Annotated in this window: 25 protein-coding genes; 6 read left to right on the top strand and 19 right to left on the bottom strand. The window is 72.4% G+C overall.

The genetic code is table 11. From position 1 onward, the window contains the following. Nucleotides 1-102: 102 nt before the first annotated feature. Entirely contained in the window at nt 103-510 is a 408-nt protein-coding gene (locus tag AC0VX6_RS28455) for an ATP-binding protein (RefSeq protein WP_475466989.1), read from the top strand. Then, entirely contained in the window at nt 507-914 is a 408-nt protein-coding gene (locus AC0VX6_RS28450; RefSeq protein ID WP_475466987.1) for a hypothetical protein, read from the top strand. The genes AC0VX6_RS28455 and AC0VX6_RS28450 overlap by 4 nt, the downstream gene beginning before the upstream one ends. A 294-nt stretch (nt 915-1208) precedes the next feature. Here AC0VX6_RS28450 and AC0VX6_RS28445 read toward each other — a convergent pair whose 3' ends face one another. From AC0VX6_RS28445 to AC0VX6_RS28430, 4 genes are all read right to left on the bottom strand, one after another. Next, nucleotides 1209-2519 (bottom strand): dihydrolipoamide acetyltransferase family protein, encoded by a 1311-nt coding sequence (locus tag AC0VX6_RS28445; protein WP_274975540.1) that lies wholly within the window; start codon nt 2517-2519, stop codon nt 1209-1211. Nucleotides 2520-2533: 14 nt separating this feature from the next. Continuing rightward, nucleotides 2534-3547 (bottom strand): alpha-ketoacid dehydrogenase subunit beta, encoded by a 1014-nt coding sequence (locus AC0VX6_RS28440; RefSeq protein ID WP_248772813.1) that lies wholly within the window; start codon nt 3545-3547, stop codon nt 2534-2536. A 13-nt stretch (nt 3548-3560) separates the two neighbouring features. Then, complete coding sequence (gene pdhA, locus AC0VX6_RS28435; protein WP_248772812.1) at nt 3561-4670, bottom strand: pyruvate dehydrogenase (acetyl-transferring) E1 component subunit alpha; 1110 nt, start codon at nt 4668-4670, stop codon at nt 3561-3563. Between the two features lie 499 nt (nt 4671-5169). After that, the gene (locus AC0VX6_RS28430) at nt 5170-5847 is read right to left on the bottom strand and encodes a GntR family transcriptional regulator (RefSeq protein WP_475466985.1); all 678 of its coding nucleotides are present in this window, start codon (nt 5845-5847) and stop codon (nt 5170-5172) included. Nucleotides 5848-6620: 773 nt separating this feature from the next. Here AC0VX6_RS28430 and AC0VX6_RS28425 point away from each other — a divergent pair. Further along, nucleotides 6621-7385: a phosphatase PAP2 family protein gene (locus tag AC0VX6_RS28425; RefSeq protein WP_274975539.1), complete on the top strand. Its 765-nt coding sequence runs from the start codon at nt 6621-6623 to the stop codon at nt 7383-7385. 189 nt (nt 7386-7574) lie between these two features. On the opposite strand, the gene AC0VX6_RS28420 is transcribed toward AC0VX6_RS28425, so the two are convergent. Further along, complete coding sequence (locus tag AC0VX6_RS28420) at nt 7575-8087, bottom strand: SRPBCC family protein (protein ID WP_475466982.1); 513 nt, start codon at nt 8085-8087, stop codon at nt 7575-7577. Nucleotides 8088-8401: 314 nt separating this feature from the next. Between AC0VX6_RS28420 and AC0VX6_RS28415 the strand changes: the two genes are divergently transcribed. Beyond that, a complete protein-coding gene (locus AC0VX6_RS28415) occupies nt 8402-10450 on the top strand; it encodes a heavy metal translocating P-type ATPase (RefSeq protein WP_475466981.1) in 2049 nt (682 codons plus the stop codon). A gap of 183 nt (nt 10451-10633) precedes the next feature. On the opposite strand, the gene AC0VX6_RS28410 is transcribed toward AC0VX6_RS28415, so the two are convergent. The 13 genes from AC0VX6_RS28410 to AC0VX6_RS28350 all read right to left on the bottom strand — a co-directional run bounded on the left by AC0VX6_RS28410 (nt 10634) and on the right by AC0VX6_RS28350 (nt 23566). Then, a complete protein-coding gene (locus AC0VX6_RS28410; protein WP_475466979.1) occupies nt 10634-11545 on the bottom strand; it encodes a hypothetical protein in 912 nt (303 codons plus the stop codon). A gap of 23 nt (nt 11546-11568) precedes the next feature. Continuing rightward, complete coding sequence (locus AC0VX6_RS28405) at nt 11569-12129, bottom strand: hypothetical protein (protein ID WP_475466977.1); 561 nt, start codon at nt 12127-12129, stop codon at nt 11569-11571. A 346-nt stretch (nt 12130-12475) separates the two neighbouring features. After that, a complete protein-coding gene (locus AC0VX6_RS28400; RefSeq protein ID WP_475466976.1) occupies nt 12476-13378 on the bottom strand; it encodes a polyphosphate polymerase domain-containing protein in 903 nt (300 codons plus the stop codon). Next, on the bottom strand, nt 13375-13992 hold the full coding sequence (locus AC0VX6_RS28395; RefSeq protein ID WP_475466974.1) for a DUF4956 domain-containing protein: 618 nt from the start codon (nt 13990-13992) through the stop codon (nt 13375-13377). The genes AC0VX6_RS28400 and AC0VX6_RS28395 overlap by 4 nt, the downstream gene beginning before the upstream one ends. A 244-nt stretch (nt 13993-14236) precedes the next feature. Then, entirely contained in the window at nt 14237-14896 is a 660-nt protein-coding gene (locus AC0VX6_RS28390; protein WP_013155784.1) for a response regulator transcription factor, read from the bottom strand. Next, nucleotides 14893-16497, bottom strand: a complete 1605-nt coding sequence (locus AC0VX6_RS28385; protein ID WP_475466973.1) for a sensor histidine kinase — start codon at nt 16495-16497, stop codon at nt 14893-14895. Before AC0VX6_RS28385 ends, AC0VX6_RS28390 begins: the two co-directional genes overlap by 4 nt. Then, a complete protein-coding gene (locus tag AC0VX6_RS28380; protein WP_475466972.1) occupies nt 16487-16876 on the bottom strand; it encodes a hypothetical protein in 390 nt (129 codons plus the stop codon). Before AC0VX6_RS28380 ends, AC0VX6_RS28385 begins: the two co-directional genes overlap by 11 nt. 142 nt (nt 16877-17018) lie before the next feature. Next, entirely contained in the window at nt 17019-18491 is a 1473-nt protein-coding gene (locus AC0VX6_RS28375) for a PepSY-associated TM helix domain-containing protein (protein WP_475466970.1), read from the bottom strand. 107 nt (nt 18492-18598) lie between these two features. Then, nucleotides 18599-19183: a hypothetical protein gene (locus AC0VX6_RS28370; protein WP_475466969.1), complete on the bottom strand. Its 585-nt coding sequence runs from the start codon at nt 19181-19183 to the stop codon at nt 18599-18601. A 564-nt stretch (nt 19184-19747) separates the two neighbouring features. Then, on the bottom strand, nt 19748-20980 hold the full coding sequence (locus tag AC0VX6_RS28365; protein ID WP_475469464.1) for an ABC transporter permease: 1233 nt from the start codon (nt 20978-20980) through the stop codon (nt 19748-19750). A 155-nt stretch (nt 20981-21135) separates the two neighbouring features. Further along, a complete protein-coding gene (locus AC0VX6_RS28360; protein WP_274975528.1) occupies nt 21136-21918 on the bottom strand; it encodes an ABC transporter ATP-binding protein in 783 nt (260 codons plus the stop codon). Next, nucleotides 21915-23048: a peptidoglycan-binding protein gene (locus AC0VX6_RS28355; RefSeq protein WP_475466967.1), complete on the bottom strand. Its 1134-nt coding sequence runs from the start codon at nt 23046-23048 to the stop codon at nt 21915-21917. Before AC0VX6_RS28355 ends, AC0VX6_RS28360 begins: the two co-directional genes overlap by 4 nt. After that, entirely contained in the window at nt 23045-23566 is a 522-nt protein-coding gene (locus tag AC0VX6_RS28350) for a hypothetical protein (protein WP_274975526.1), read from the bottom strand. Before AC0VX6_RS28350 ends, AC0VX6_RS28355 begins: the two co-directional genes overlap by 4 nt. 196 nt (nt 23567-23762) lie before the next feature. Between AC0VX6_RS28350 and AC0VX6_RS28345 the strand changes: the two genes are divergently transcribed. Continuing rightward, on the top strand, nt 23763-24419 hold the full coding sequence (locus AC0VX6_RS28345; protein WP_274975525.1) for a response regulator transcription factor: 657 nt from the start codon (nt 23763-23765) through the stop codon (nt 24417-24419). Between the two features lies 1 nt (nt 24420). Then, nucleotides 24421-25644 (top strand): sensor histidine kinase, encoded by a 1224-nt coding sequence (locus AC0VX6_RS28340; protein ID WP_274975524.1) that lies wholly within the window; start codon nt 24421-24423, stop codon nt 25642-25644. A gap of 27 nt (nt 25645-25671) precedes the next feature. Here the strand turns inward: AC0VX6_RS28340 and AC0VX6_RS28335 are convergent, their stop codons facing one another. Further along, nucleotides 25672-26580: a DMT family transporter gene (locus AC0VX6_RS28335; protein WP_475466966.1), complete on the bottom strand. Its 909-nt coding sequence runs from the start codon at nt 26578-26580 to the stop codon at nt 25672-25674. Nucleotides 26581-26603: the final 23 nt, after the last annotated feature.

Raw genomic sequence — 26603 nt, 5'->3', positions numbered from 1 at the left:
ACAACATCGAGAAAGCGAGCTGTCGACATGTCCATTGTGCCGCAGGTGATACCCGCCGATCCCCGGTGGAAGGCCCGGATCTACCCCGGAACCCTCTCCCGGATGTCCGCCGTCCGAGCCGACGTGCGCACCGACCTGGCCGGGTTCGACGGCGACCTGGTCGAGACGGTGGTCCTGTGTGCCAGCGAGGCCGCCGCGAACGCCGTCGAGCACACCCGTTCCGGAGAACCCGGAGGACGTGTGCTCCGCTCTCTGTTCCTCACCAATCCCGGTGTCCTGCGTCTGGTCCTGGTGGATGACGGCGCCCGGGAGACCGCGCCGCGCATACCCGAACAGCGCACCGAGACGGAGTGGATGACCGCCGAACGCGGACGCGGACTCCTCCTCATCGACAACCTCGCGCAGACCTGGGGTACCTACCCGGTCGTCCCGTTCCCCTTCTGCGCCGACCTGGGAACGGCCGTGTGGGCCGAGTTCGCCGTCCCCTGTGCGGGTGAGGCCCTCCGATGACCGCCGTCACCGTGAACCCGCGCATGCGGGAGGTGCTCGGCGCACCCCGGGGCCGTCGCTTCTCCCGCCCCTCGCGCACCTCCGGGCCCACCCCGCTCACGAGGGAACAGCGGCTCCTCGAAGAGATGCGCGGCAACCCACGGGTCGCCTACCGGCTCGAACACGGCGTTCTGCCCCAGTGGATGAGGGTGGTCGAAGAGCGCCGCGACCAACGGAACCGGTCCTTGCCCCGGACAGGCGTCCTGAAGGGGGAACCCGTACCCACCGAGGGCGGACGCCACCGCCGCCACCGGTGGCCCCTGCCTGGACGGTTCCGGTGGTCAGGCTGGCGGGTGCTGTCCTACGGCGCGGCCGTCGCGGGCGGAACCCTCCTCGGCCAGGCCGTCGCCATATCGCCCTGGTGACGTGTTCTCCTGTCGCATGCTCGCCCGACTGTCCACAGGCTGTGGACAGCGGCGTCCGCCACGCCGGAGCCGTCAGTAACGGAGCGGTGCGGCTGTAGCCCTGACACTCTGTCACCTTGTCGGTTCGTCGCCGTGTCGACTCGTCGGCATGTCCTCGTGTCCGCTTGTCCTCGCGTCCACTTGTCCACAGGCTGTGGACGGAATCCGCCGCACCCGCCCGGACGCGCGGCCCCGGGAACGACGGACGCCCCGGCCGTTCCCGGCCGGGGCGTCGCGTGTACCGAGCGCCGGACGCTACAGGATGATCCGCATCGGCTCCTCAAGGATCTCCGCGAGGTCCTTGAGGAAGGCGGCGCCCACGGCGCCGTCCACCGCGCGGTGGTCCACCGACAGCTCCAGGGAGATCCGGTTGCGCACGGCGACCTCGCCGTCCACGACCACCGGCTCCTGGCGCATCGCGCCGACCGCGAGGATGGCCGCCTCCGGCGGGTTGATCACCGCAGAGAAGCTGTCCACGCCGAACATGCCCAGGTTGGACACGCTGAACGTGCCGCCGCTCATCTCCTGCGGCTTGAGCTTGCCGTCACGGGCCTTGCCCGCCAGCTCGCGCGTGCGCGTGGAGATCTCCGACAGCGTCGCCTTGTCCGTGTCGTGCAGCACCGGCACCACGAGCCCGGCGTCCACGGCCACGGCCACACCCACGTTGACCCGGTGGTGCTGGAGCAGCTTGTCGTCCACCCACGAGGTGTTCACCGCCGGGTGCAGCTTCAGCGCCGTCGCGCTGGCCTTGACGATCAGGTCGTTGAAGCTGACCTTCACGCCCGTGCTGGACAGCTGCTCGTTGATCTGCGCGCGGAAGGCCTTGAGCGCCTCGGCGTCGATCGTGCGGCGCAGGTAGAAGTGCGGCACCGTCTGCTTGCTCTCGGTCAGGCGGCGCGCGATCACCTTGCGCACGTTGCTGACCTTGAGCTCCTCGGAGGCGCGGCCGTCGTCGAAGGCGGGAGCGGTCGCCGCCTTCTCCGCGGCGGGCCTGGCCTCCTCCTTGGACTGCGCGGCGGGTGCGGCCTGCTCGGCGGCACCGCTTTCCCGGGCGGCCTCGATGTCGGCGCGCACGATCCGGCCCTTGGGGCCCGACCCCTGGATCCTGTTGATGTCCAGGCCGTACTCCTTGGCCAGACGCCGGGCCAGCGGGGAGGTGCGCGGGCGCGCGGCCTCGTCGCCGGAGGCCGGGGCGGATTCCTCGGACTCCTCCGCCTCCTTCTCCGTGCCCTCGGCGGCCTCCTGGATCTCCTCCGCCTTCTCGCCCTGCTCCTCCTTGGCGGGCTCGGGCTCCGAGCCGCCGTCGCCGGAGTCCTCGGGCACCGCGTCCGGGGAGTCGGCGATCACGCCGATGACCGCGCCGATCGGCACCGTCTCACCCTCGGAGACGGACTGCTTGACCAGGTAGCCGTCCTCGTAGGCCTCGTACTCCATGACGGCCTTGTCGGTCTCGATCTCGACCAGGACGTCACCGGAGGCGACCTTGTCGCCCACGTTCTTGACCCACGTGCTGATGACGCCTTCCTCCATGGTGTCGGAGAGGCGCGGCATCTGGATCTCGCTCATGCTTGAAACTCCCTCTACCCGACCCGTTTGCCGACGGCGCTCAGGGTCTCCTTGATGGCGGTGCTGATCGACTCGACCGACGGCAGGGCCGCCGTCTCCAGCGGCTTGGCGTAGGGCATGGGGACCTCCGCCATCGCCACCCGGCGGACCGGGGCGTCGAGGTAGTCGAAGGCGCCCTCCTGGATCGAGGCGGCGATCTCCGCGCCGATCCCGTAGGTCAGCCAGTCGTCCTCGCAGATCACCGCGGAGCCGGTCTTCTTGACCGAGTCCACGAAGGTCTGGCGGTCCAGCGGCCGCAGGCTGCGCAGGTCGACGACCTCGACGTCGATGTCCTCCTCGGCCAGCTTCTCGGCGACCTGGTTCGCGACCATGGCCATCCGGGAGTAGCCGATGAGGGTGATGTCGCTGCCCTCGCGGGTGACCTTGGCGCGGCCGATCGTGGCGACGTTGTCGTTCTCCGGCTCGGCGTAGTCGTCGGGGACCTCGCCCTTGGAGTTGTACAGGCCCAGGTTCTCCAGGAACAGGACCGGGTCGTCGTCGCGGATCGCCGCGCGCAGCATCTGCGAGGCCTCGGCCGGGGTGCTGGGAGCGAGCACCTTCAGGCCGGGGATGAACGAGTAGAACAGCTCGATGTTCTGCGAGTGCGTGGCGCCGAGCTGCTGGCCGCCGCCGCCGGGCGTGCGGATGACCATGGGCACGCTCGTCTGTCCGCCGAACATGCCGTAGATCTTGGCGGCGTGGTTGATGATCTGGTCGATGGCGATCAGCGAGAAGTTGATCGTCATCAGCTCGACGACCGGGCGCAGGCCCAGCATGGCCGCGCCGACGGCCGCGCCGACGAAGCCCTCCTCGGCGATCGGGGTGTCCTTGACCCTGCGCGGGCCGAACTCCTTGAGCAGGCCCTCGGTGATCTTGTAGGAGCCCTCGAAGACGCCGATCTCCTCGCCCATGACGAGGACGTTCTCGTCGCGGACCATCTCGGCGCGAAGGGTGTCCCGCAGAGCCTGGCGGTAAGTGATCACAGACATGTGGGTTCCTTCCCTACTCCGCGAACACCGGGTCGGCGGGCATGCGGGTGGACTCGTTGGGCACCGGGGTGGCGTAGGTGTAGTCGAAGAGGGTGGAGACCTCCGGGTGCGGGCTGTTCTCGGCGAAGTCCGCGGCCTCGGCGACCTCGGCCTTGACGGAGGCGGCGATCTCCTCGCGCAGCTCGTCGGTGAGGACGCCCTCCTCGGTGAGCCTGGCCTCGAACAGGGCGATCGGGTCGTTCTCCTCCGACCGCGCCTCGTCCTTCTGCTCGTCGGTGCGGTACTTGGCCGGGTCGACCACGGAGTGGCCCTTCATCCGGTAGCTCCACGCCTCCAGCAGGAACGGGGTCTGCTCCTCGCGGGCGCGCTCGATGAGCCTGGACGCGGTGTCGCGGACCGCGAGCACGTCGCGGCCGTCCACGCGCTCGCCCTCGATGCGGAAGGCGGCGCCGCGCTTGTACAGGTCGGGCTCGGCGGAGGACATCTCGACCGTGGTGCCCATGCCGGTGAAGTTGTTGATCACCACGAAGACGATCGGCAGGTTCCACAGCTTGGCGATGTTGAGCGTCTCGTGCCAGGCGCCGATGTTGGTGGTGCCGTCGCCCATCTGGCACATGACGACCTCGTCGCCGCCCCGGTAGGAGACGGCCAGCGCGGCGCCGGCGGCCAGCGGCAGCTGTCCGCCGACGATGCCGTAGCCGCCGAGCATGCGGGTCTCGGTGTCGTACATGTGCATCGAGCCGCCCCAGCCCTTGGACACGCCGTCGGCGCGCCCGTAGAGCTCGGCCATGACCCGCTTGGGGTCCATGCCCTTGCCGATCGCGTACCCGTGGTCACGGTAGTTCGTGAACAGGTAGTCGCGCTCCTGGAGGGCGGTCATCAGGCCGACGACCGTGGCCTCCTCGCCGAGGTTGAGGTGACAGTAGCCGCCGATCCTGGCCTGGGTGTAGGCCTGGGCCGTGCGCTCCTCGAACCGCCGGATGAAGACCATCTGGCGGTAGTAGTCGAGGAGGGTGTCGGGCTTCTCGTCGGCGAGACCGGGGGAGGTGTCCTTGCGGGTGGTGCGCCGCCGGGTCCCTGAGGACCTGGCGGTGCGGCCCTTCGGCTTGGCCGTGTCAGCCATGGTGTGCCTTTCTACGTACGAGAAGGCCTGGGGCCCCGGGTCTGTGGACCGGGGTGCCAGGCCCGCCGTGGCCGCGCTGTCGGGTGCGACCGTGGCGTGCGCAGCCACCCGGCTCATGCGGTGGCGGCGCTCTGTGGCTGTTGCGGGGCGCGTCCCGGGGGAGGGTGGCTCGTCCTCTCCCGGACACGAAGCGCTGGTGGGGTCTCGTGTGCAGTTGTCCGCAGAACCCCTGCCGCATTGCTTCCCGGTCTGCACCCGCGTATGCGTCCGTGGTCCGGCGCGGCGGTTGCCGGTCGCGCGGGTTCGTCCACCGGCCGGATGAACGACTCCGCTTGCCCGGGAGGGGTTCGCTCGTGTGTGATGTGTGTCGCGCACACTCTACGGTCTGATCGATGATCGATCAATACAACTCTATGCCAGAAGGTCCGGTTTCGATGCGACGGGGCAGGTCACCGCGCTCTGGTGGAACAGCGGCGTCGGGCGGCCCCGGGGCCATGGGTCAGCGGGCGCTCTCGTGGGACTTCAGCGCGGCCTCCACGTAGTTGAGCACGTGGTCGCTGAGCATCTGTCCCACCGCGGGGTCGCCCTCGACGAAGGCGCGCGTGATCTGGGCGTGGTCGGCGGCCTTGGCGTGCAGCTCCATGTTCAGCCAGCGCACCGACAGCGCGGTCCACACCTCCACGCCCAGCGACTCCCAGGTGTGCAGCAGCACGCTGTTGCGGGCGGCGCGCACGACCTCGCGGTGGAACTCCACGCTGTGCCGGATCTGCTCGGACACGTCGCCCCGGGCGGTCGCCCGCTGGAGCGCCTCCACCTCCCGCTCCAGGGGGGAGGGGTCGTCGGCCAGCCGGGGCGCGGCCAACTGCGCCGCGACCAGCTCCAGTCCGGCGCGCACGGGGTAGATCTCCGCCATGTCCTGGACGCCGAAGGCCCGCACCCGGGCGCCCTTGTTGGGGACGGTCTCGATCAGGCGCAGGGTCTCCAGCTCGCGCAGCGCCTCGCGCACCGGGGCCTGGCTCACCCGCAGCTCCGTGGCGACGCGGCGTTCCACGATCCGCTCGCCTGGCTGCCAGCGACCGGACAGCAAACCCTCGACCAGTACCTGCCGGATCTGCTCCCTGAGCGGCTCACGGGCCAGCTTCGAGGGATCATCCGGCAACTGGGGCAGGTCGACCATCCAGGGCCCTTCCGTTCCACGTCCAGCACACGGCCCGTGCGCGGACCGGCTCGCTCAGCGTCGTACAAGCTCTCTGAAGAGTGCCACACACCCGCGGGTCAACCGGACAGCAGGCCTCGAACCGCTAACAGAAGGCTCACGAACAGGTCGCATGGCGGTGAACCGCCAACGTCCAGTGTCGGGGCGTGGGGCAAAGTCCGAGGTGGCGGCGAACGCACGTGGGCCACCACACCACCGACGGGGGGAGCCGGCCGGGTAGGCTCATCTGTCGGCAATATTCACACAAAGCTGTACGGAGCGTGACGCACGTAACGACGAGGAGTTCGATGAGGCGCGCTGACCTGCGCCGCCTTCATCCGCGCTCAAGCGGTCCGCGCCGACTGGTCCGGGCCGAGCACACGGCGCACCGTAGACGCCACGGTCGACACCCCTTGTTCCTCGGACGCCGATCCTGCCCAGAGGCCGGTCACGACGTAGTGAACCAGCCCGAAGGACCGGCCGTCGAACGGAGTGGGCGGAGAGTAGTGAACTCTCCGTCATGTCCACTCCGAGTCGGCGCTGAGGACGTCAGATCAGTTCCAGTAACCACGGCTAGCCCGTCCCCCACGCTTCACAAGTGCCACAGGCAAGCCCACGACGTGTGAGACAGCACTGAGCACATGACGCACTCTTCGAGGACACGACGACATCCACGGGCGAGGCAGTTGACCGAGCCACACGACAGGCAAGAGCGGGCGACACCGCTCCCGGGACCCTACAGCGGGCCGATCCCCATGGTGCGTACCACCGTGTACGACCCTGGGCGGCCCGTCGTGCGCCCGGTCCGATGGCCCAGTGTGAGCGAGATCGCGTGGGGAATCGCGTCGGACCGCATCGCCATCATGCTCGCCGTGGCGCTGCTCGTCATGACGATGCTGGCCGCGGGGCCGCTGCACCCGGTCGACAACTTCCTGAACGAGCTGCCCCGGCCCTACTGGGACACGCTCCGCGAGCCCATGATCCTGTGGCCGGACACCGTCGCCTCCCGTGCGGTCGCGCTGCCGGTCCTGGGCGTCACCGCGCTCCAACTGGCCTACTGGCATCGCAGCTGGCGTCCGATCGTGCTGGGCGCGGTCGGCGTGGTGGGGATGATGTCCCTGGTGTCGGTGATGAAGCTGGCCATCAACCGCGGGCACGCCAAGGAGTTCAACCCCGACTTCTTCATGGGCCCGGGCAACGTGGCCTTCCCGTCCGGCCACGGGGCGAACGCGATCCTCATCTACGGCCTGGTGCTCTTCCTGATCATCCGGTTCGGGGCGGCCCGGCCGCACATCATCCGGCGCCTGGCGTACTGCATCGTCGCCATCGCCCTGCTCCAGTCCATCGTCTCGATCTACCTGCACTTCCACTGGTTCACGGATCTGATGGCGGGGATGGTCGCGGGCGGTTTCGCACTGAGGGTGACCATCCGGCTGGACCGGATGATCCCGTCCGGGCGCACCACGCAGTGGTGGCCCTGGTACGGCGAGGGGGACGGCGCACTTCCCGCGAGGGACTGAGCCGCTCTCCCAGCCGTGGCACCGCGCCCGTCGGACCCGGTCCGGCGGGCGCCGCGCTCGTCCGCGGTCCCGACGCCCGTCCGGGACGGGGCCGGGTGCGCCGACGTGTCGACGCACCGCGTACGTGCTGGTGGGGGCGCTGGCGGGTCCGTGGAACCGACGTGGGGGAGCCGTGAGGGCTCCCCGCGGTCAGGCCCCGGCCTCCACCAGTTCCCGCATGCGGGCCAGACGTTGCAGGAACATCCGGTCCATCACAAACCTTAGTACGGTTCTGTCCACAACGGGACCGAAGAGGCTGGCGAATTCCACCCGGTCCGTGTAGGCGGTCCCGGCCCCCTCGGGTGCCGTCGTGTGCGTGTGCCGGAAGTACCGGAACATGCCGCGCAGCTGGAGGTCGGTGAAGTGGTCGCCCTCCTCGAAGGAGTCGATGACGCCGACCCAGCGCACGGGGAGGAGTCCGGCCAGGCGCCAGCGCATCACCATCGTCTCGCCCACGGCGAAGCCCGCCTCGGGCCAGCGCAGGACGCGTACCCCGCCGGGCATGGAGTCCTCCAGTCCCGACCGGCTCGTGCAGAACGCGAACACCCGGTCGGGCGGCGCGTCGAAGTGGGCCGTGTAGACCGCCGTGCTCGTGGCACGGGGGCGTTCGGTGGTGTGCGGGCCGCTCAGGAGCCCGCGTTCGTCGATCTCGCGTCCGGCCATGGTGTTCCTCCAGGTCCACTCGGCATCGGTCTACCCCGGCGCTCCCGGAGGGAACCCGTGCGGGGGCGTCGTGCGGGGTAGCGCTGTGCGGGACACCCGGACCCGGCGTCGGGCGCGGACGACTCCGATCCCTCCGGCGGAGGCGGGGCGGGACCGTGGCGGAAGACCCCGGTTCCGGAACGGGGAATGAGCCGTCATCCCTTGTGGGAATACCCCTGAGGGGTATATTGCTTGTAGTGACACGCCGACGGGGTGGACGTCTGTCCCGTAGATACCCCTGAGGGGTATATTGCGAGAGTGAGGGGGAGAACGACATGACCGCAGGTGAACACGGACCGCACGGCCACGGAGACGCCCCGGGACACGGTGAGCACGCCGGTCACGGGGGGCACGGCGGCCACGGGGACCACGCCGCGATGTTCCGGACCCGCTTCTGGTGGAGCCTGCTACTCAGTGTTCCCGTGGTTCTCACCAGCCACATGATCTCCGGCTGGCTCGGCTACCAGGTTCCCTCCGCGCTGACCTGGGTGCCGCCGGTACTCGGCACCGTCGTCTACCTCTACGGCGGCTGGCCCTTCCTCTCCGGCGTCGTCGGCGAGCTCCGCGAGCGCAGGCCCGGCATGATGACCCTGGTCGCCATGGCGATCACCGTCGCCTTCGGCTCCAGCGTGCTCGCCACGTTCGGCGTGGTGGGCATGGAACTCGACTTCTGGTGGGAGCTGGTCCTGCTGGTCGTGGTCATGCTCCTCGGCCACTGGCTGGAGATGCGCGCCCTCGGCCAGGCGTCCGGCGCCCTGGAGGCCCTGGCCGCGCTCCTGCCCGACCGCGCCGAGAGGGTCGGCGCCGACGGGGGGATCGAGGAGGTGGGCCTCGCCGACCTGCGCACCGGCGACACCGTCCTGGTCCGCTCCGGCGGGCGCGTCCCCGCCGACGGCACCGTGGTCGGGGGCGGCGCCGCCATGGACGAGTCGATGATCACCGGCGAGTCCCGCACGGTCACCCGCTCCGAGGGCGACCGCGTCGTCGCCGGGACCGTCGCCACCGACTCCTCCGTCCGGGTCCGCGTCGACGCCGTCGGCGAGGACACCGCCCTGGCCGGTATCCAGCGGCTCGTCAGCGAGGCGCAGGAGTCCCGTTCGCGCTCGCAGGCGCTCGCCGACCGGGCCGCCGCCCTCCTGTTCTGGTTCGCCCTGGTCGCCGCCGTGCTCACGGCCGCCGTGTGGACCCTGCTCGGCGAGGCCACCGAGGCCGTCGAACGCACCGTGACCGTCCTGGTCATCGCCTGCCCGCACGCCCTGGGGCTGGCGATCCCGCTGGTCATCGCGATCTCCACGGCCGTCTCCGCCCGCAACGGCATCCTGGTCAAGGACCGCATGGCCCTGGAGCGGACCCGCCTCGTGGACACCGTGCTCTTCGACAAGACCGGCACCCTGACCAGGGGCGCCCCCGCCGTCACCGACACCGCCGCCGCCTCCGGGCACACCTCCGAGCGGATGGTGGCCCTGGCCGGTGCGGTCGAGGCCGACTCCGAGCACCCGCTCGCCAGGGCGATCGTCCGGGCGGCGTGGGAGGCGGGTGCGGTACCCGCCGCCACCGGCTTCCGGTCGCTGACCGGACGCGGTGTCCGCGCCTCGGTCGAGGGCTCCGACGTGCACGTGGGCGGCCCGTCCCTGCTGGAGTCGCTCGGTCTCACCGAGCCGGACGACCTGGCCGGACGCACCGGGCCCTGGCGTGAGCGCGGCGCGACGGTGCTGCACGTGCTCGTGGACGGCGAGGTGGCCGGTGCCCTGGCGCTGGCCGACGAGGTCCGCCCCGAGTCGGCCGCGGCCGTCCGGCGGCTCCAGGAGCGGGGTGTGCGCGTCGCGATGGTGACCGGCGACGCCCGCAACGTGGCCGACGCCGTGGCCGAGCGGCTCGGCCTCGACGAGGTCTTCGCCCAGGTCCTGCCCGACCAGAAGGACGCCGTGGTCCGCGACCTCCAGTCGAGGGGGAACCGGGTGGCGATGGTCGGTGACGGTGTGAACGACGCGCCCGCCCTGGCCAGGGCGGACGTCGGCATCGCGATCGGCGCGGGCACCGACGTGGCGATCGAGTCCGCCGGGGTCGTGCTGGCCTCGGACGACCCGCGCGGCGTGGTGGCGGTCCGCGAGCTGTCGGCGGCCGGTTACCGCAAGATGGTGCAGAACCTCGTGTGGGCCGCCGGATACAACGTCGTCGCCGTCCCGCTGGCCGCCGGGGCGCTGGCGCCGGTCGGGATCGTGCTCGCCCCGGCCGTGGGAGCGGTGCTGATGAGCCTGTCCACGATCATCGTGGCGCTCAACGCCCAACTCCTGCGCCGGGTGGACCTGAGCGCCTCCTCCTGAGGGGCGAAGGTCCCGTCGACGGCGGGGACGGACCCGGTAATCTCTGGAGATCGCGGCGCCCCTCCGGTAGCGGGAGAGGCATCGCGACAGGCCACCGTCCCGATCGGATACGGGACGGTGGCTACCTCGTTCCCGCAGCTCAGCGAGGTTTCACGTGAAACCTTTGAGCTGGTCGCGGGCGTGTCAGCCGAAGATGTCCTCCGCGCGCTCGACCTCGCCGGCGCGACGGATCCACGTCCGCAGGGTCTCCAGGTCGGTGCAGGATTCGACGCGCTGGCGGACCTCGTCGGAGACGGTCAGGCCGCGTGCGTCGAGGAAGAGCAGGACGCTGTTCGCGGCCTCGGCCGCACGGCCCTCCTCCCGGCCTTCCTCCCGGCCCTCTTCGCGGCCTTCCTCCCGGCCTTCCTCGCGGCCCATATGGACGTACTTGCGGGCGAAGTCGCTCTGCCACTTGTAGGTGTCCAAGGCCATCAAGCCCTCCAACTCCTTCCGGGCGGCCTCCTGAAGACCGGCCAGTACGTAGTCATAGTAAAACGTGCGGTTCTTCGGAGCGGTGGAGTCAAGTGCCTCCACCACCGTTTTCAGGGTGCGCGGGTCGGTGTCCCCGTGGGCGTAGGCCGACAGCACCGCGAGTTCGGGCATCGCGCGTGCCTGCTCCACATCGGTGACGACGGGAGTGTTGCCCGGACCGATCACCAACGGCCTCAGCATGAAGCCGGGATGGCCGATGCTGATGGGCTTGGCGCACCAGCGCGCCATCGCGTCGTCGGGGCACAGGACCACGAGCACGGCGGGGCACTCCAGGCGGACGTGCAGGTTGACCAGGTAGGCGGGCCAACTCGCCCGCTTCTCCTTGTCCCGGTCGTGCTGGCGTTCCACGACGACCGCCAGCACGTTGCGGGTCCCGTCGCGGAGCAGTGTGGCTCCGTCGCTGTTGAGTTCCTTCGGGTCGCAGTTGGTGAGAACCGAAGTGGTGGGCAGTGCCTCGGTGTGGTGGGGGACATCGAATCCCAAGGACTCCTTGAGCAGCACTGAGGCCAGGGCTGGTTGGTTCTGGATGATCCGTAGTGGGATCTCATGGGCTCGGCTGGGCATACCTCTCCTTGTCGGTGGTGAAGTCACGCGGGTGCGGCCTGGCGCTGTCGGTCGAGCCGGGTGTGCGGCAGACCGGAGAGCACGTACTGCTCCCGGGGTCCGGCGGCCCTGACCACCCCGGAACGGGGCGCGGGCTCACCGAGCAGGTCGTCGCCGGGATCGTCCTTCCACTGCTGGCGCAGGGCGGCGGCGCGTTCCACGGCGAGGGCGAACGCGCGCCGGACCTCCTCCGTCTCGGAGGCGAGTCCGGGGCCCCGGGGCGCGGCGGAGGTCCGGAGTTCGGGAACACGGGGTGCCGGGACGCGGGGCGCGCGGGTGCCGGACACAGCGGCGCGTGAGCGCTCGTGGGCGGCGAAGTAGGGCCTGGCCAGGGCGATGTCCCCGGCCGGAAAAGACGTGCTGGGCGGAGCGAGACGGGGAGGTGGAAGCGGTGCCGGGGGAGGGGCGGGGACGTAGCGCCGCACGCGGGTGGAGCGGCGTCGGCGGCGACCGGCCACCGTGGAGTGGCGTCCGCACGGCGCGGAGAAGAAGGCGATCAGCGGGCCGAGGGCACGGCTGAGAACGGCAGCGCTAAACTGGCGCATGCTGGCAGGTTCCTTGTCTAAAGGTGTTGAAGTTGCTGGCCGCGGCCCCGAACGGCAGTTAACCGTTGCGGGGTCATCGTGTGGGTTCAGTTGTGTGGTCGCAGCCAGATTAGGGCACGCCTGTTCGGGCGGAGCACTTTTTCCGCGAAACGGCCGGGAAAAGTTCCCTTGTCTCCTGTCGTGCCAGTTCAGAGGACATAAAAAAGGGGCCAGCGTTAACTGCTGGCCCTATCCAAAAAATCCCTCATGCCGGAATTGAAAGTATTCGCGCACGAGATGTTCGGGCGGCCTCGGCCGAACCGGCCAGGGCCGGGCGCGGTGGGTTCCCGCGCCCGTCGGCGGCCGGTCAGCGAACAAGCGCTGCCCCCACCCGCGCCCGCTCCAGGGTGCACGGCACCGGGTGGTCCAGGCACGCGCCCATCGCCCGGTGCCACCGGTTGCCCCGTAGCCGGGGCTCCAGCGCGGCCACCGTCGCCCCGTACTTGGTGAACCGCGCCTCCCGGACCCCGTGCTCGTGCAGCCTGCGCTCGGTCGCGGTGAGTCCGCCGCGCGTCTTGATCTCCAGCAGCACCGCCTCCGGGCGCATCCGCACCGACCAGCCCGCCCGGTAGCCGACCAGGCCGGTGTCCACCGTCACCCGTTCCTCACCCGAGAAGGCCACCACCGTCGTGCGCCGGTAGTCGGTCACCGCGCTGGCCCTCAGCACGTCCGGTGCCTCGATGCCGTACGAGACCAGGGTGTCGTCCAGGAACCGCCGGGCCTCGGGGGTCATCCGGTCCGGCGGCCCCGTGTAGGCGATCCGCGTCTTGTCGGTGATCCCGCGCGCGCCCTTGAGCTTGATCTCGAACATGCGCGTTCCCGTGTCCACGTACGTGCGCGTCCGGGCCTTGAAGCGCACCCGCCGCCCCTGCCGGTGGTCGTGGAAGGTCCGCAGGTCGGGGGTGTCGAAGTAGGTGGACGAGTACCGGAAGTCCCGCTGCCCGTCGATGGTCAGCACCCCGAACCGCTCCCCGGCGGACGCGAACAGCGGTTCCAGCAGCTCGACGGGCACCAGGTACTTGCGGCAGGTCCGGGTCACCAGGGCGGCGCGCTCGTTGATCTCGGCGAGCGACATCGGGCGCAGCCCCGCGAGGACCGGGGAGGGAACGTCCGGCGGAGCGGGCGTTTCCACGGGTCTCAGGGCGTCCAGGGTCATGGGTGTCTCCACGGTGACGAGGGCTTGCGCGGGGGCGAGGACGGCTGTGCTCATCGGCGTCCCGTCCGTCCCGCCACGGAGGTGAAGCCCTGTCCGAACCCGCGTCCGGAGCCGGGGGCCGACGCGATCCGGGGCGCTCGGAACCGCACGTCCACGATCATCAGGTCGCGCACGTAGTCGACCTCGGTGACCTCGATCTTCGTGACCCGGCCGCGCAGCCGCGCCTCCAGGTCCTGGCGCAGCGCCACGGGGTCCTCGTGCACCACGTCCAGGGTCAGGATGCGGCGCTCGTGCCGCGAGAGCAGGCGCGGGTGGTCGGCCGCGTACATGCCGGTGAGCAGCAGGGCGTTGAGGCCCAGCAGCACCCAGGGCATCGGGGCCGCCACCGCGTTGACCAGCCCCAGGGCGATCGCCGTGAAGTAGTAGCCGATCTCCCCCTGGCTGATGAGGTCCGACCGCAGGCGCAGGATCGACAGCACGCCGAACAGACCGAAGCCGACCGCCAGGCCGACCTCCTGGTTGGTCAGCATGGACACCACGGCGAAGATGCCGGTGTTGAGCGCCACGTAGGCCAGCAGCAGGTCGCGCCGCCCGTGGCGGCGGAAGTAGATGGCGTACGACAGGACGATGATCGCGGTCGTGTTGACCGCCAGTGCGAACCAGAACATGTGTTCATCCTCTGGACGGGCGGTGAGGAACCCATGAGGAGTGGATGAGGGAACCCTCATGTTTGTCATGCGCCGGTCATCCGCGACACAGGCGAGGGGGCGGAGGCGTCACCGACACCTCCGCCCCCTCGTCACCGGGACATCGCCCGCCGCACACCGGGGCCCTGCCTCCCCGGAACACGCCGGTCATCCGGTGTCACACCGGCCATCCGGGGTCACACCGGGCCGCTGCGGGCCACCCGTTTCACCCGGTCAACCGGTAACCCATCCCGCGCACGGTCACGATCCGCTCCGCGCCCACCTTGCGGCGCAGCGCCCGCACGAACACGTCCACCACGTTCGACCCGGGGTCGTAGTCGTAGCCCCACACGTGAGACAGCATCTGCTGCCTGGTGAGCACCTGGCCCGGGTGGCGCATCAGCAGCTCCAGCAGGGAGAACTCGCGCGCGGTCAGGTCCACGGACGTCCCCTCCACCGCCACCCGCCGCGTGCGCAGGTCCAGGGCCAGGCCGCCCGCGCGCAGCACCGTCAGCTCGGTGGGGCGCTCGTTGCGCATCCGCAGCCGCACCCGGGCCAGCAGCTCCTCGAACCGGAACGGTTTGGTGACGTAGTCGTCGGCCCCGATCTCCAGGCCCGTCACCGTGTCCCGCACGCCGTCGCGCGCGGTCAGGATGACCACGGGTATGTCCACGCCCAGCGAGCGCACGCGCCGCAGCACGTCGAACCCGTCGGTGTCCGGCAGGCCCAGGTCCAGCAGCATCAGGTCGAACCCGCCGGTCACCGCGTAGTCCACGGCCTCCGCCCCCGTGCCCACCACGGTGGTGGTGAACCCGCTGGCGTCCAGGCCCTTGCGGACGAACGAGGCGATCCGCTCCTCGTCCTCGACGATGAGGATGCGACTCACACGTACCTCTTTCCGATGGGGATGACGAGGGTGAACGTCGAACCGGCGCCCGGCGCGGAACGCAGGTCCACCCGCCCGTGATGGGCCTCGGCGATGGCGCGGACGATGGCCAGGCCCAGACCGGCGCCCCGGTCCCCCCTGGCCGCCCCGCTGCCCCGCGAGAAGCGCTCGAAGATCCGGCCGTGCTCCTCGGCCGGGATGCCGGGCCCCTGGTCGGAGACCCAGAACAGCACGTCGTCGCCGCTGAACCCCGAGCCCACGCGCAGCGTCGACCCCGGCTCGGTGTGCCGCACCGCGTTGGCGGCCAACTGCACCACGGCCTGCGTGACGCGCTGCGGGTCGAGGCGGGCGACCCCCTCGGCCAGCGACTCCAGGCGCCAGTCGCGGTCGCCGAGCCTGCGCACCTTGGCGTCGATGTCGCTGGTCAGCTCGGCCAGGGACACCTCCTCCTCGCGCAGGAAGTCGGGCTGCTGGGCCTTGGCGAGCAGCAGCAGGTCCTCCACGATCCGGCTCATCCGGTCCAGCTCGTCGGTGACCAGGCGCACGACCTCGCGCCGCTCCTCGGGGTCGTCGCCCATCAGCTCCAGGTGGCCGCGCACGATGGTGATGGGCGTGCGCAGCTCGTGCCCGGCGTCGTCCACGAACTGCCGCTGGGCGGTGAAGGCGCCCTCCAACCGGTCCAGCATGCTGTTGAACTGCTCGGCGAGCGCGGCGATGTCGTCCCGCCCGGACACGTCGATGCGCCGGGTCAGGTCCTCCTCGGTGATGTGCGCGGCCGTCTGCCGGACCAGGCGCACGGGCGCGAGGAAGCGGCCCGCCACCCACCAGGCCGCGGTGCTCGCCGCGATCAGCCCGGCCAGGCTGACCAGCGCGATCGTCTGCGTGGTGGAGGTGACCGTGTCCTCGTCGGCCTCGGTGAAGTAGCCGATGACGAACCATCCCGCGCCCGAGGCGTCGGTGCCGCCGCCCGGGGGCAGGGCGCGGATCTTCTCCCACCGCATCGGACCGGCGGGGGTGTCCAGGGTTCCGCGGGCGCTGGACGCCTCCAGCACCTCCGCGACCATCGCGGGATCCGCGGACACGTCGAAGGGCGGCTCCTGGCCCTGGCGGATGCGTCCGGGCTGGGCCCCGGCGTCCGGGGCGCCGCCCGCGCCTCCGCCGGAGGCCGACTCCTCCACCCAGCCGAACAGGATCTCGGCCCGGTCGGGGTACTGGCGGGCCAGGTGGAGCCGGATGAGGGTGGAGACGTCGGTGAAGGGCTCACCCGTGTTCGGGTCCACGCCCACGGCGGCGAACTCCTGGAACTCGCCGATCTCCTGGGACAGGGCCCTGTCCACGCGCTCGTCGTTGCGCGCGGTGAGCGCGCTCCAGGTGAGGATGTTGACCAGGACGAGGACGGCGGCCATCAGCAGGACGACCCAGGCCATGATGAGGAGTCTGGCGGGGACGCGCCGCTTCTGCGGCACCTCCGGCTGGGGGCCCCTCATGACCATGGTGGAGTTCATGTCGGTGTGCGCCGACGCACCCCAGGTGTTCCCGCCGACCACGCCGCTGAGGTCCTCGGTCGGGGCGTCCCCGTCGTAACGACCCTCAGTCGTCATCGTCGCCGCCCTCGTAGTCGCCGTCATCGTCGCAGTCGTCGTCATCATCATCGCCGCTGTCGTCACCGCAGGTGGGAGCGGGGGCCTGACTCGGGGTCGCGGAGGGGGACGACGAGGGCTCGTCCGACGCCCCGGAGTGGTCGGGGTCCTCCGCGTCGGGGGTCCCGTCGCCGTCGTGGTCGGTGATCGGCGGCGGGGGAGGGACGACGTCCTCGTCGGAGGGAGGGGCGGGGCTGGCGCCGGGGGACTCCCCGACCACCACCTCACCCGGGGCGGCGGTGTCCGGGGTGCGCTCGGGCATCGCCCACACCAGGACCGCCCCCGCGACCAGGAAGGCCGCGACGGTGCCCGCTAACAGCAACAACAGTGGTGATCTCATACTCCCCGAGCCTTCCGGGCGCGGGGGAATACGAGATGAAACGAACATGAGGAATTCTTCATCCGCGCCCGTCGGCGGTCCGGCGCGGAGCGGCGGGCCCGCCGGGGCCGGACGCGGCGGGCGCGTCCGGCCCCGGCAGCGGTCACGGCTTGGGTACTGACTCCGGGCGCGTGCGCCCACGCCGCAGGCCCAGGGCCGCGTCCACCACGAGGAAGGCCAGCAGGGAGACCCCGAACACCGGCAGGAACAGGCCGACGCCCACCGCCGCCGCGGCGACCAGGGCCAGGCACCACCACGGCAGCCCGCGCCAGGTCCCGCGCGGGGCGAGCGGCCGTCCCACGGAGAACGCGGTGTCCCGGGTCGGGCGGCGCAGCCACCACATCCGGTAGCCCCAGAACACGAGGAACAGCGCGGACAGGGCGATCCCCGTCAGCAGGAGCTGGTTCGGCAGGCCGAACAGCAGGCCCATGTGGAAGGCGATCCCCCACGTGGACAGCTTGGCCACGAAGGGGTGGTCCTCGAACCGCAGTTCCTCGACCACCTCGCCGCTCGTCGCGTCCACGGCCGCCGCGTCCTGGTGCACGGGCCAGCTCCGCCCGGTCCCCTGGACGGTGAAGGGAGCGCCCTCCTCCACGGGCACCGAGATCTCCATCGGACCGTCGATCCCCGCGGCGTGCACCGACTCCAGGACCGTGTCCAGGTCCACGTCCTGCCCGGCCGAGCCGTGGTCCGCGTGGTCACCGTGTCCGCCGTGGTCCCCGTGCCCCGCGTGGTCCGACTGCTCCTCGTGGTCCGCGTGCTCCGACGGGGCGGGCGCCGACAGCGACGGCGTGGTCCAGCCGAGGGCCACCCGCATGTCGGTGACGTTGGCCCCGGCGAACCGGGACCAGGTCAGCCCGGTGGCGGACACCATCAGCAGGCCGACCACGGCCCAGATGCCGAGCGACCCGTGCCAGGACATGGTCCGGTTCCGCCCCTTGGCGGAGGGCTCGGGCAGCAGGGTGCGGCGCAGACGGCGGGCCCTGCGCCGGCGCGCGGTCCACAGCACGACGCCGCCCAGCGCGACCACCCACAGCCAGCTCGCGGCGAGTTCGCCGTACAGGCGGCCGAACTCTCCCAGGTGCAGGTGGCGGTGGAGTTCGGACAGCCACGACCGCACGGGCAGCGCGCCGCTGCTGCCGTAGCTGGTCGTCTCACCGAGGAGTTCGCCGCTGTAGGGGTCGACGAAGACGGCGAGCCGGTAGCTCTCGGGGAGACCCTCCACGTCCAGCAGGACGCGGGTGCTCTCGTCGGGGGCCGTGCCCGGGCGCACGGCGCTCAGCGTTCCCTCGGGATGGGCGGCGACCGCGGTGTCCACCTGTTCCTGGAGGGGCAGCGCGCTGTCGCCGGGGGCGACGCGGAGCTGGTCGGCGTAGAGCACCTGTTCCAGCTGCGGCGCGTACGCGTACAGCAGTCCGGTGAGGGCGGCCACGGCGATGAACGGCGCGACGAGGACTCCGGCGTAGAAGTGCAGGCGTAGGAGGAGTTGGCGCAGGGCCGCCCAGACGGAGGAGCGGCTGTTCGGAGGGGGAGGCGGCTCGGGGGAGTCGAGCCGGTCGGGGGCATGGGACGTCATGGGGGCGACCTTCCTGGGTCTGGTTCGGGGGCGGCCCGGGGGTGCGGGCACGCCTGGGGCACCGACGTGTCGGTGGAGGCCGGGCGCTGGCGGCGCCGGCGGGTGGCTCAGAACAGGAAGGCCGCGGGCGGTCCGCGCAGGATCCGGACGTGCCGCAGGAACAGGAGGACGACGCCGTGCCGGAGCGGCGTGCGCCCGCGGAACCGCGCGGGGCCGCGGCGCGCGGGGAGGGCGGGGGCCGCGGCGAGGACCAGCAGGCGGCGGAACAGGGAGCGCACGAGGTCGACGAGGGCGAAGACCGCCCGTTCCCCCTGGCGCAGCCACCACGCGCACACCACCCCGGCGGCGGCGTGGGCGAGGAGCATGTCCGCCCCGACCCCGGCTCCGGCCAGCGCCCCGGAACCGGCCGCGTGGTCGGCGCCGTGCGACGCGGAGCCGCCCGGTGAGGCGACCGCGAACAGCAGGTGCAGGGCGGCCTGTCCCCACAGCGTCGTCGCGACGAGGGGGCCGAGGCGCTGCTCGGAGCGGAAGAGCCCGTGGGCGACGGCGAGGACGAGCACGAACCCCGCCGCGAGGCCGAACGGCGACACCGCGTGTCCGGAGGCCAGGACGTGGCCGGTGGAGGACACGCCCGTGCACACCGCGGCGAACACCGTGGCGCGAGGCAGTCGGAGCGGGACCGTACCGGCCATGGCGGTCAGTATCCCCCAGATTCCCGAGGGTGCCCATCCCCCTTTTTGGGAGCGTTCCCATAACAGCGCGCGCACGCGCGGTCGCGCTTTCCGTCGGGGCGTGGACCGATCGCGCCGTGCACGTCGGCGCTTTCTGAGGGTGCCGGAGGCTTTGCCGCACGCGCGGTCGCGCGTCTGCGGGCGCCCCGGTCGGTCGCGCCGCGTATGCCGGGCGCGGGGTCGACCTCCGGGCCCGCCCGGCCGTCGTCGGCCAGCGCCCAGCGCCGTTCGGTCCTGGGGCCCACCGGCCTCCGCACGACCACCGCGGCCACCGGGGCGGGGCACCCCGGCGGGCACCGCTCCGGTCGGCCGTTCGGTGCCCCCGGGCAGCTTCCCGACAGGCCGTAACCGAACGCGTTTTCGGGTGACGAAACAACGCAACGAAATCGCGAGCGGCGACACAACGGGTTTCGTCACCTTCAGGCCAACGGAACTCGGCCTGTGGACAGCCCCGCACCGCCAACGCAATGGCCGCGCCCGACCGCTGCTTCCGGTCGGGCGCGGCACCACGGCGGCACCACGGGATCAGGCGGAACCGAGCGCCTCGGTCGGTTGCTGGGCCGCCGCGCGCAACGCGGGCACCAGGCCCGCCACCGCGCCGATGACGACCGTCGCCGCCAGGGCCCCCGCCCCCGCCCACCAGGGCACGGCGAACGGCCAGCCCCGCAGGGTCGCGTAGACCAGCGTCGCCAGGACGCCGAGCACGCTCCCGGCCGCGCCGCCCAGGGCCGAGAGCACGACCGCCTCCACCAGGAACTGCGTCCGGATGTCGCGGCGCGTGGCACCCAGGGCCCGGCGCAGCCCGATCTCCCCGCGGCGTTCCAGGACCGAGATGACCATGGTGTTGGCCACCCCCACCCCGCCCACCAGCAGGGAGATCCCGCCCAGTCCCAGCAGCAGTCCGTTGAGGGTCTGGTCGGCGGCCCGCTGCGCCTCCAGGGCGTCCGAGGGGCGCGACACCTTCACCTCGTTGGGGCTCTCCGGATTGGCGTTGCGCCCGACCAGCGATCGCGCGTCCGCGACCCGCTCGGGGTCCAGGCGCACGTAGATCGTGGAGGCCTCGCCCCGTGCGCCGAGCAGGTCCTCGGCCGCCTCCTGGCCGACCAGCACCGCGTTGTCCAGTTCGGGGGCCAGTTCCACCGCGTCCAGGATGCCGACGACGGCGAAGTACTCGCCCCCGACGAGCACGAGGGTGTCCGGGGTGACCCGGGTGACGCCCAGCCTCGCGGCCGCGTCCCGCCCCAGCACCACCGACGGGTGGTCGGCGGTGGCCGGGTTCAGCCACACGCCCCGGTCCACACGGGCGCGCAGGGTGTCCAGGAGCCCCGGTTCCACGCCGTACGCGGCGATCCCCCCGGACTCGCCCTCGGGGATGAGGTCGCTCCGGTAGACGCCCGCACCCTTCACCATCTCCACCTGGGCGGAGCGCTCCACCTCCGGCATGCGGTCGATCCGGCCCTTGGCCTCGGGCGGGAGAGTGGTGGTGCCGCCGAACAGGTCGCTGCCCGGGGCGACGGTCAGCATGTTGGTGCCCAGGCGTCCGATCCGGGCGTCCAACTCGGCCCTGCCCGACTCCGAGACGCCCACCACCGCGACCATGGCCGCGATCCCGATGGCGATGCCCAGGGCGGACAGCACCACCCGGGTCGGACGGGCCCGCAGGCCGCTCGCCCCGGTCCGCAGCCGGTCGGCGACGGACAGCCTGGCCGGTCTGGGGCCTGAGCCGCGCCCGCGCCGCCGCGTCCACGAACCCTTCACCGCGCCGCGTCCGCGCCGCCACGCAGGCGAATCCTTCACCGGGCTCCGCCCGCGCCGCCGCGTCCACGGGCCCCTTTCCGAGCCCTCCCCGTCCGGCTCCCTCTCCGCGTCCCCTCCGCGCGGCGCCTCCGCCGCACCCTTCCCGTCCAGGCCCCTCACCGGACCTCCCCGGCCCGGGATCCGGCGGAGCCCGTCCGCACCGCGTCGCGGGTCCGCGCGGAGCCGTCCGTTCCCGCCGCGCCGCCGACGCCCGCGTCCGCCGGGGCCGGAGGCCCGGAGTCGGCGACGATCCGGCCGTCGTGCACCTCCACCCGCCTCGGCAGGCCCGAGGCCAGCTCCCTGTCGTGCGTGATCACGACGACGGTCACCCCGTCCCGGTGCAGTTCGCCGAGCAGTTCCATCACGACCGCGCCCGAGGCCGAGTCCAGCGCCCCGGTCGGCTCGTCGGCCAGCAGCATCCGGGGGGAGGAGGCCACGGCGCGGGCGATCGCCACGCGCTGCTTCTGCCCGCCGGACAGTTCGTGCGGCCGGTGGTCGGCGCGGTCGGCCAGCCCCACGCGCTCCAGCGCTCCCAGCGCACGCCGCCTGCGCTCGCGCCCGGACGCGCCGGAGTACAGCAGGCCGTCGGCCACGTTGTCCACGGCCCGCACGTTGGGCGCCAGGTGGAACTGCTGGAAGACGAACCCGATCGAGCGCGCCCGCAGCGCGGACAGCCCGTCGTCGCGCAGGGACCCCACGTCGTGCCCGAACACGCGGACCGTGCCCGAGGTCGGCGCGTCCAGGGTGCCGAGCAGGTTGAGCAGGGTGGACTTGCCCGAGCCCGAGGGGCCCACGATCGCCAGCATCTCCCCGCGGCCCACGACCATGTCCACCCCGTCCAGGGCCCGTACACCGCCGGGGTAGTGGCGGCTCACCCCGGTGAACTCCGCGGCGTTCATTCCGGGACCACCACCTCGGTGCCCTCGCCGATCCCCTCGCCCGTGACCTCCACCCGGCCGTCCGAGAACCAGCCCGTTTCCACCGGCACGTCGCGCACGGTGCCGTCGCCGTCCACCACGGACAGCCCGTAGCGGTCCCCCGGCAGCGCGATCAGCGCGCCCACCGGCGCGGCCAGCACGTCCTCCCGCGACTCCCCGAGGGCGACCACGGTGACCGGCGCCTGATCGAGGAAGTCCGCGGCGTCCTCCTCCAAGCCGATGACCACCTCCACGGTGGGGTCGCCTCCGCCCCCGCCCTCCTCCCCCTCCTCGACGCTGGCGACGGTGCCGACGCTCTCCACCGCCCCGGCGACGCTCTCCCCGCCGGGAAGCTGGACGGTGACCTCGGCGTCCTCGGTGAGCAGGTCGCGGTCGTCGACGGGCAGGTCCACGCGCACGACCTGGCGGGTGGAACTGGTGGTCAGCAGCGGTGTCGCGGGCGCGACACCCGCGCTGACGTCCACCTCGTGCCCGGTCACCCGCACGGCACCGGACGTGTACCAGATCTGGGAGGGGTGCACCTCGCCGGTGACCTCCATGCCCTCGGTGTCGTCCTGCCAGCGCCGGACGGCCCCGGCGGTCAGCCACGTGTACTCGTCGTCCACGGTGAAGCCCGAGTAGCCCAGATCGGCCAGCGCCTGCTCGAACTGGCGCACGTCCTCGCCGCTGCTCCCCGCCGCCAGCGGCCGGTAGGCGGGCCTGTCCCCGTGCAGCAGGACCGTGGGCCTGCCGTCGACCTCCCAGGCGAGGTCGCCCGCGGTCAGCTCGGAGCCCACCGCGGGCAGCCGGGTGACCACGCCGTCGGAGCGGGCGAAGAACGTGCCCCCGCCCGCGTACCCCAGGGCGCCGTCGAGGGTCTCCTCACGCAGCAGCGTGGTGCGTTCGACCCGCGCCGTCGGTCCGGGGCCGGGAGCCTCCCCGTCCTGGGAGCCCTCCGGCAGCCCCCGCACGGCCGCCCACGCCACGCCGCACAGGACCACGAGGGTGAGCAGCGCCGCGCCCAGCCACAGCGGACCGAGCCAGCGGCGGCGGCGCGGCCGCTCCTCCTCCCCCTCCTCCTTCTCGGGGAGGAGCGCGGTGTCCGCGCTCACGAGTTCCCTCCCCCGGCTCCGGTGGTGCCGCCGAAGCCGCCGCCCTCGCCGAAGACCTCCTCGGAACAGGTGGTCAACGCCTCGGTGTGCTCGTCGTCCTCCGGGTCCACGGGCAGCGTCAGGCTCTCACCGGGCCTGGGGTCGGGGACGTCGATCCCGTTCTCCCGCAGGCACTCGGCCATCTTCAGGTCCTGCTCGAACACCTCCTCCCGGTCGGGGGCGTCCTCGTCCACCGGGAGATGCTCCTCGCACGCCTCCATCGCCTCCTCGAACCCCTCCCGGTCGGCTTCGGGCAGGGCGATGGAGACGCCGCCCCCGGAGTCGGGCTCGGGGTCGGGCATCTCATGGCCGTTGTCGCGCATGCACTCGGCGAACTCCAGCCTGGCCTCCTCCATGGACGCCTCCTCGCCCCCTCCGGCGCCGCCACCGCCGGACTCCCCGCCGCCGGGGGCCCCGCATCCGGTCAGCAGCAGCCCTGCCAGTACCGCCCCGACGAGGGGGCCCGCAGTCACGCGCATGTCGATCACTCCTGTTCCGTGGGGATGCCGTCCGGCACCGCTCCTCCGTGTCGTCACGGCACATGTCAGCGGAGTCCGGGTTAGCCACCGGTTAGGGCCGCGGAGTCCCGCCGGTTTAACCTCCGCCTAACCGCCGGGGCGGTAGTGCTGGTCCGGGCGCCGCCGACGGTGTGCGGGCCGTGAGCGAGGGGGACGCATGAGGGTCCTGGTGGTGGAGGACGAACCGGCGCTGGCCGAGAGCGTCGCCGAGGGGCTGCGCGGGGAGGGCATGGCCGTGGACGTGTGCCACGACGGCGACACGGGCCTGGAGATGGCCTGTGTGCACGACTACGACGTGGTCGTCCTGGACCGGGACCTGCCGGTCCTGCACGGCGACCAGGTGTGCCTGCGGCTGGTCGAGGACCCCGGGGTCGAGGCCCGCGTGCTGATGCTCACCGCGGCCGGAGGACTGGAGGACCGGGTCGAGGGGTTGGACCTGGGCGCCGACGACTACCTGGCCAAGCCCTTCGCCTACGCGGAACTGCTGGCGCGGGTCCGCGCGCTGGGACGCCGGTCCCGGCCGGGCGCGCGCCCCCGGCTGTCCCGGGCCGGGCTGGTGGTCGACACCAACCGCCGCACCGCCTTCCGCGAGGGCCGCGAGCTCTCCCTGTCGCCCAAGGAACTGGGTGTGCTGGAGGAGCTGCTGCGCGCGGACGGCGCCCCGGTGAGCACGACCCACCTCGTCGAGAAGGTGTGGGACGCCCACCTGGACCCGTTCAGCGGCGTGCTCAAGGTGGTGGTGCACGGACTGCGCCGCAAACTCGGGGCCCCGCCGGTGATCCGGACCGTCCCCGGCCACGGGTACCGGGTCTGACATGCGGTTCGCGAGAAGGGGGAAGGGCGACGGGGCCAGGGCCGGACTCACCCTGCGCACCAGGCTGACCCTGGTCTACACCGCGGTCTTCGCCGCGGGCGGGGCGGTGCTGCTCGGGGCCAACTACGCGATGGTCTCCGCCAGCCTGGAGACCCGGGGCGTCGACCTGGCCGCGACCATCGTCGCCTCGGAGGACGGAGGGGAGCCCTCCATCGCCGTCGGGCCCGCCGCGCCCGTGGATTCCGCGGAGCCGTTCCAGGAGGTGGAGGGCGCGTCCGGGCCGACGACCCCGCTGGGCGACTACCAGGACGGCGTGCTCTCCGACCTGCTGACCACGTCGGTCGCCGTGCTGGTGGCCGTCGCCGCCCTGGCGGCCCTGGCCGGATGGCTGATCGCGGGCAGGCCGATGCGCAGGCTGCACGCGGTCACCGAGACGGCCCGCCACCTGTCCGAGCGCGACCTGCACAGCAGGCTGGCGCTGACCGGCCCCGACGACGAGTTCCGGGAGCTGGGCGACACCTTCGACGGGATGCTCTCCCGCCTGGAACGGGCCTTCGAGGCGCAGCGGCGGTTCGTCGCCAACGCCTCGCACGAGCTGCGCACCCCGCTGGCGGTCCAGAAGGCCGCCGTGGAGGTACCGCTGTCACAGGGACGGGTCCCCGAGGACCTCAAGCCCGCGTTCACCCGCGTGCTGGACTCGGTGGACCGCAGCGAACGCCTCCTCGCGGGGCTGCTCCTGCTCGCGCGCTCCGACCGCGGCCTCGCCCGCACCGAGCCGGTGGACCTGGCCGGGGCGGCGGAGAACGCCTCGGCGCTGCTCGCGCGCGACGCCCGGGAGGCCGGGGTGGACCTGCGGACCGACCTCGCGACCGCCGAGGTGGAGGGGGACCCGGTCCTCCTGGAGCACCTCGTGCGCAACCTGGTGGACAACGCGGTCCACTACAACGTCCCGGGCGGATGGGTCGAGGCGCGGGTGCGCACGGCGGCCGGACGCACCGTGCTGAGGGTGGCCAACACCGGCGGGAACGTCACCGACCCCGAGAGCCTGTTCGAGCCCTTCCACCGGGGCGACGCCGCCCGGGTGCGCACCGCGCGGCCCGGCAGCGGCCTGGGCCTGGCCATCGTCCGCTCGATCGCCTCCGCCCACGGCGCGCGGGCCGAGGCCCGCGCGCGCCCGGACGGGGGGCTGGTGGTGACGGTCGGGTTCCCGGCCGCGGGGGGCTGAGTGCGGCCCGCCGGGGCCGCCGACCGCTCAGCGCCCCCCGGCCACGCTTCCGGACTCCGACCGCCGCCGCGGCTCCCGCTCGGAGGCCGGGCCCTGCGGAACGGTGAGCAGCCGGATCCCGTACGCCGCCAGCAGGGCGCACACCACCGCGACCGCGCCGCCGATCCACCCGCCCGCGTAGGTCTCGCCCATGAAGGCCACGCCCACCACGGTGGCGGAGACGGGGTTGGTGAAGGTGGTGATCCCCAGCGGGGCGCCCAGTTCCATGCCCTGGTAGGCGGCCTGTGCCAGGAACAGTCCGAGCACCGCGATCACGGGCGTGGCCAGCGAGGACGCGTGCACCAGCCCGATCGCGCCGGTCTCCCCGACGACCGCCACCGCCGTCTTGACCGTCGCGGAGGAGACCCCGAAGGCCACGCCCGCCGCGCCCGCCAGCAGGTAGCTGCGCCAGGCCGCCGAGCGGACCCGCCCCGCCGCCCACGCGGCCGCCAGCAGGACCGCGGTCGTCCCGCCGCCGACCACCACCGATCCGGTGTCGTCGAGGACACCGCCCTGACCGCCGGTCACCGTCACCGCCAGCAGCACGCCCAACGCCACCGAGGTGAACGCTGCCCCCCGCCACTCCTCGCGGGTGACCCGGCGCCCGCCCAGCCGGGCCGACCACGGGATGCCGAACACCAGCACCAGCACGCCCAGCGGCTGCACCACGGTCAGCGGCGCGTTGCTCACCGCCGCCACCTGGAAACCGGCCCGGCCCCCGTTGAACAGCAGCGAGAGCCACCACAGCGGGTGCCGCAGCAGGGCCGCGAGCTGCCCACCGCCGGTGAGCGGCCCGGCCACCCGTACCGCCAACCTGCGCTGGGCCACCGCGGCGGCCGTGTAGGCCGCACACGAGAGCAACGCGAACGCGATTCCCAACACCACGCCTGATTCCATGACAGCGATGATCCCGCCGTCCC

The sequence above is a fragment of the Nocardiopsis sp. iso_25 genome, from assembly GCF_056173305.1.
This window is presented reverse-complemented; position numbering and strand designations above follow the sequence as displayed.

Bases quoted from the DNA above. Each gene is read 5' to 3' on its own strand.
- AC0VX6_RS28455 (WP_475466989.1), top strand. From the start codon at position 103: ATGTCCGCCGTCCGAGCCGACGTGCGCACCGACCTGGCCGGGTTCGAC.
- AC0VX6_RS28450 (WP_475466987.1), top strand. From the start codon at position 507: ATGACCGCCGTCACCGTGAACCCGCGCATGCGGGAGGTGCTCGGCGCA.
- AC0VX6_RS28445 (WP_274975540.1), bottom strand. From the start codon at position 2,519: ATGAGCGAGATCCAGATGCCGCGCCTCTCCGACACCATGGAGGAAGGC.
- AC0VX6_RS28440 (WP_248772813.1), bottom strand. From the start codon at position 3,547: ATGTCTGTGATCACTTACCGCCAGGCTCTGCGGGACACCCTTCGCGCC.
- pdhA (WP_248772812.1), bottom strand. From the start codon at position 4,670: ATGGCTGACACGGCCAAGCCGAAGGGCCGCACCGCCAGGTCCTCAGGG.
- AC0VX6_RS28430 (WP_475466985.1), bottom strand. From the start codon at position 5,847: ATGGTCGACCTGCCCCAGTTGCCGGATGATCCCTCGAAGCTGGCCCGT.
- AC0VX6_RS28425 (WP_274975539.1), top strand. From the start codon at position 6,621: ATGGTGCGTACCACCGTGTACGACCCTGGGCGGCCCGTCGTGCGCCCG.
- AC0VX6_RS28420 (WP_475466982.1), bottom strand. From the start codon at position 8,087: ATGGCCGGACGCGAGATCGACGAACGCGGGCTCCTGAGCGGCCCGCAC.
- AC0VX6_RS28415 (WP_475466981.1), top strand. From the start codon at position 8,402: ATGACCGCAGGTGAACACGGACCGCACGGCCACGGAGACGCCCCGGGA.
- AC0VX6_RS28410 (WP_475466979.1), bottom strand. From the start codon at position 11,545: ATGCCCAGCCGAGCCCATGAGATCCCACTACGGATCATCCAGAACCAA.
- AC0VX6_RS28405 (WP_475466977.1), bottom strand. From the start codon at position 12,129: ATGCGCCAGTTTAGCGCTGCCGTTCTCAGCCGTGCCCTCGGCCCGCTG.
- AC0VX6_RS28400 (WP_475466976.1), bottom strand. From the start codon at position 13,378: ATGAGCACAGCCGTCCTCGCCCCCGCGCAAGCCCTCGTCACCGTGGAG.
- AC0VX6_RS28395 (WP_475466974.1), bottom strand. From the start codon at position 13,992: ATGTTCTGGTTCGCACTGGCGGTCAACACGACCGCGATCATCGTCCTG.
- AC0VX6_RS28385 (WP_475466973.1), bottom strand. From the start codon at position 16,497: ATGACGACTGAGGGTCGTTACGACGGGGACGCCCCGACCGAGGACCTC.
- AC0VX6_RS28380 (WP_475466972.1), bottom strand. From the start codon at position 16,876: ATGAGATCACCACTGTTGTTGCTGTTAGCGGGCACCGTCGCGGCCTTC.
- AC0VX6_RS28375 (WP_475466970.1), bottom strand. From the start codon at position 18,491: ATGACGTCCCATGCCCCCGACCGGCTCGACTCCCCCGAGCCGCCTCCC.
- AC0VX6_RS28370 (WP_475466969.1), bottom strand. From the start codon at position 19,183: ATGGCCGGTACGGTCCCGCTCCGACTGCCTCGCGCCACGGTGTTCGCC.
- AC0VX6_RS28360 (WP_274975528.1), bottom strand. From the start codon at position 21,918: ATGAACGCCGCGGAGTTCACCGGGGTGAGCCGCCACTACCCCGGCGGT.
- AC0VX6_RS28350 (WP_274975526.1), bottom strand. From the start codon at position 23,566: ATGCGCGTGACTGCGGGCCCCCTCGTCGGGGCGGTACTGGCAGGGCTG.
- AC0VX6_RS28345 (WP_274975525.1), top strand. From the start codon at position 23,763: ATGAGGGTCCTGGTGGTGGAGGACGAACCGGCGCTGGCCGAGAGCGTC.
- AC0VX6_RS28340 (WP_274975524.1), top strand. From the start codon at position 24,421: ATGCGGTTCGCGAGAAGGGGGAAGGGCGACGGGGCCAGGGCCGGACTC.
- AC0VX6_RS28335 (WP_475466966.1), bottom strand. From the start codon at position 26,580: ATGGAATCAGGCGTGGTGTTGGGAATCGCGTTCGCGTTGCTCTCGTGT.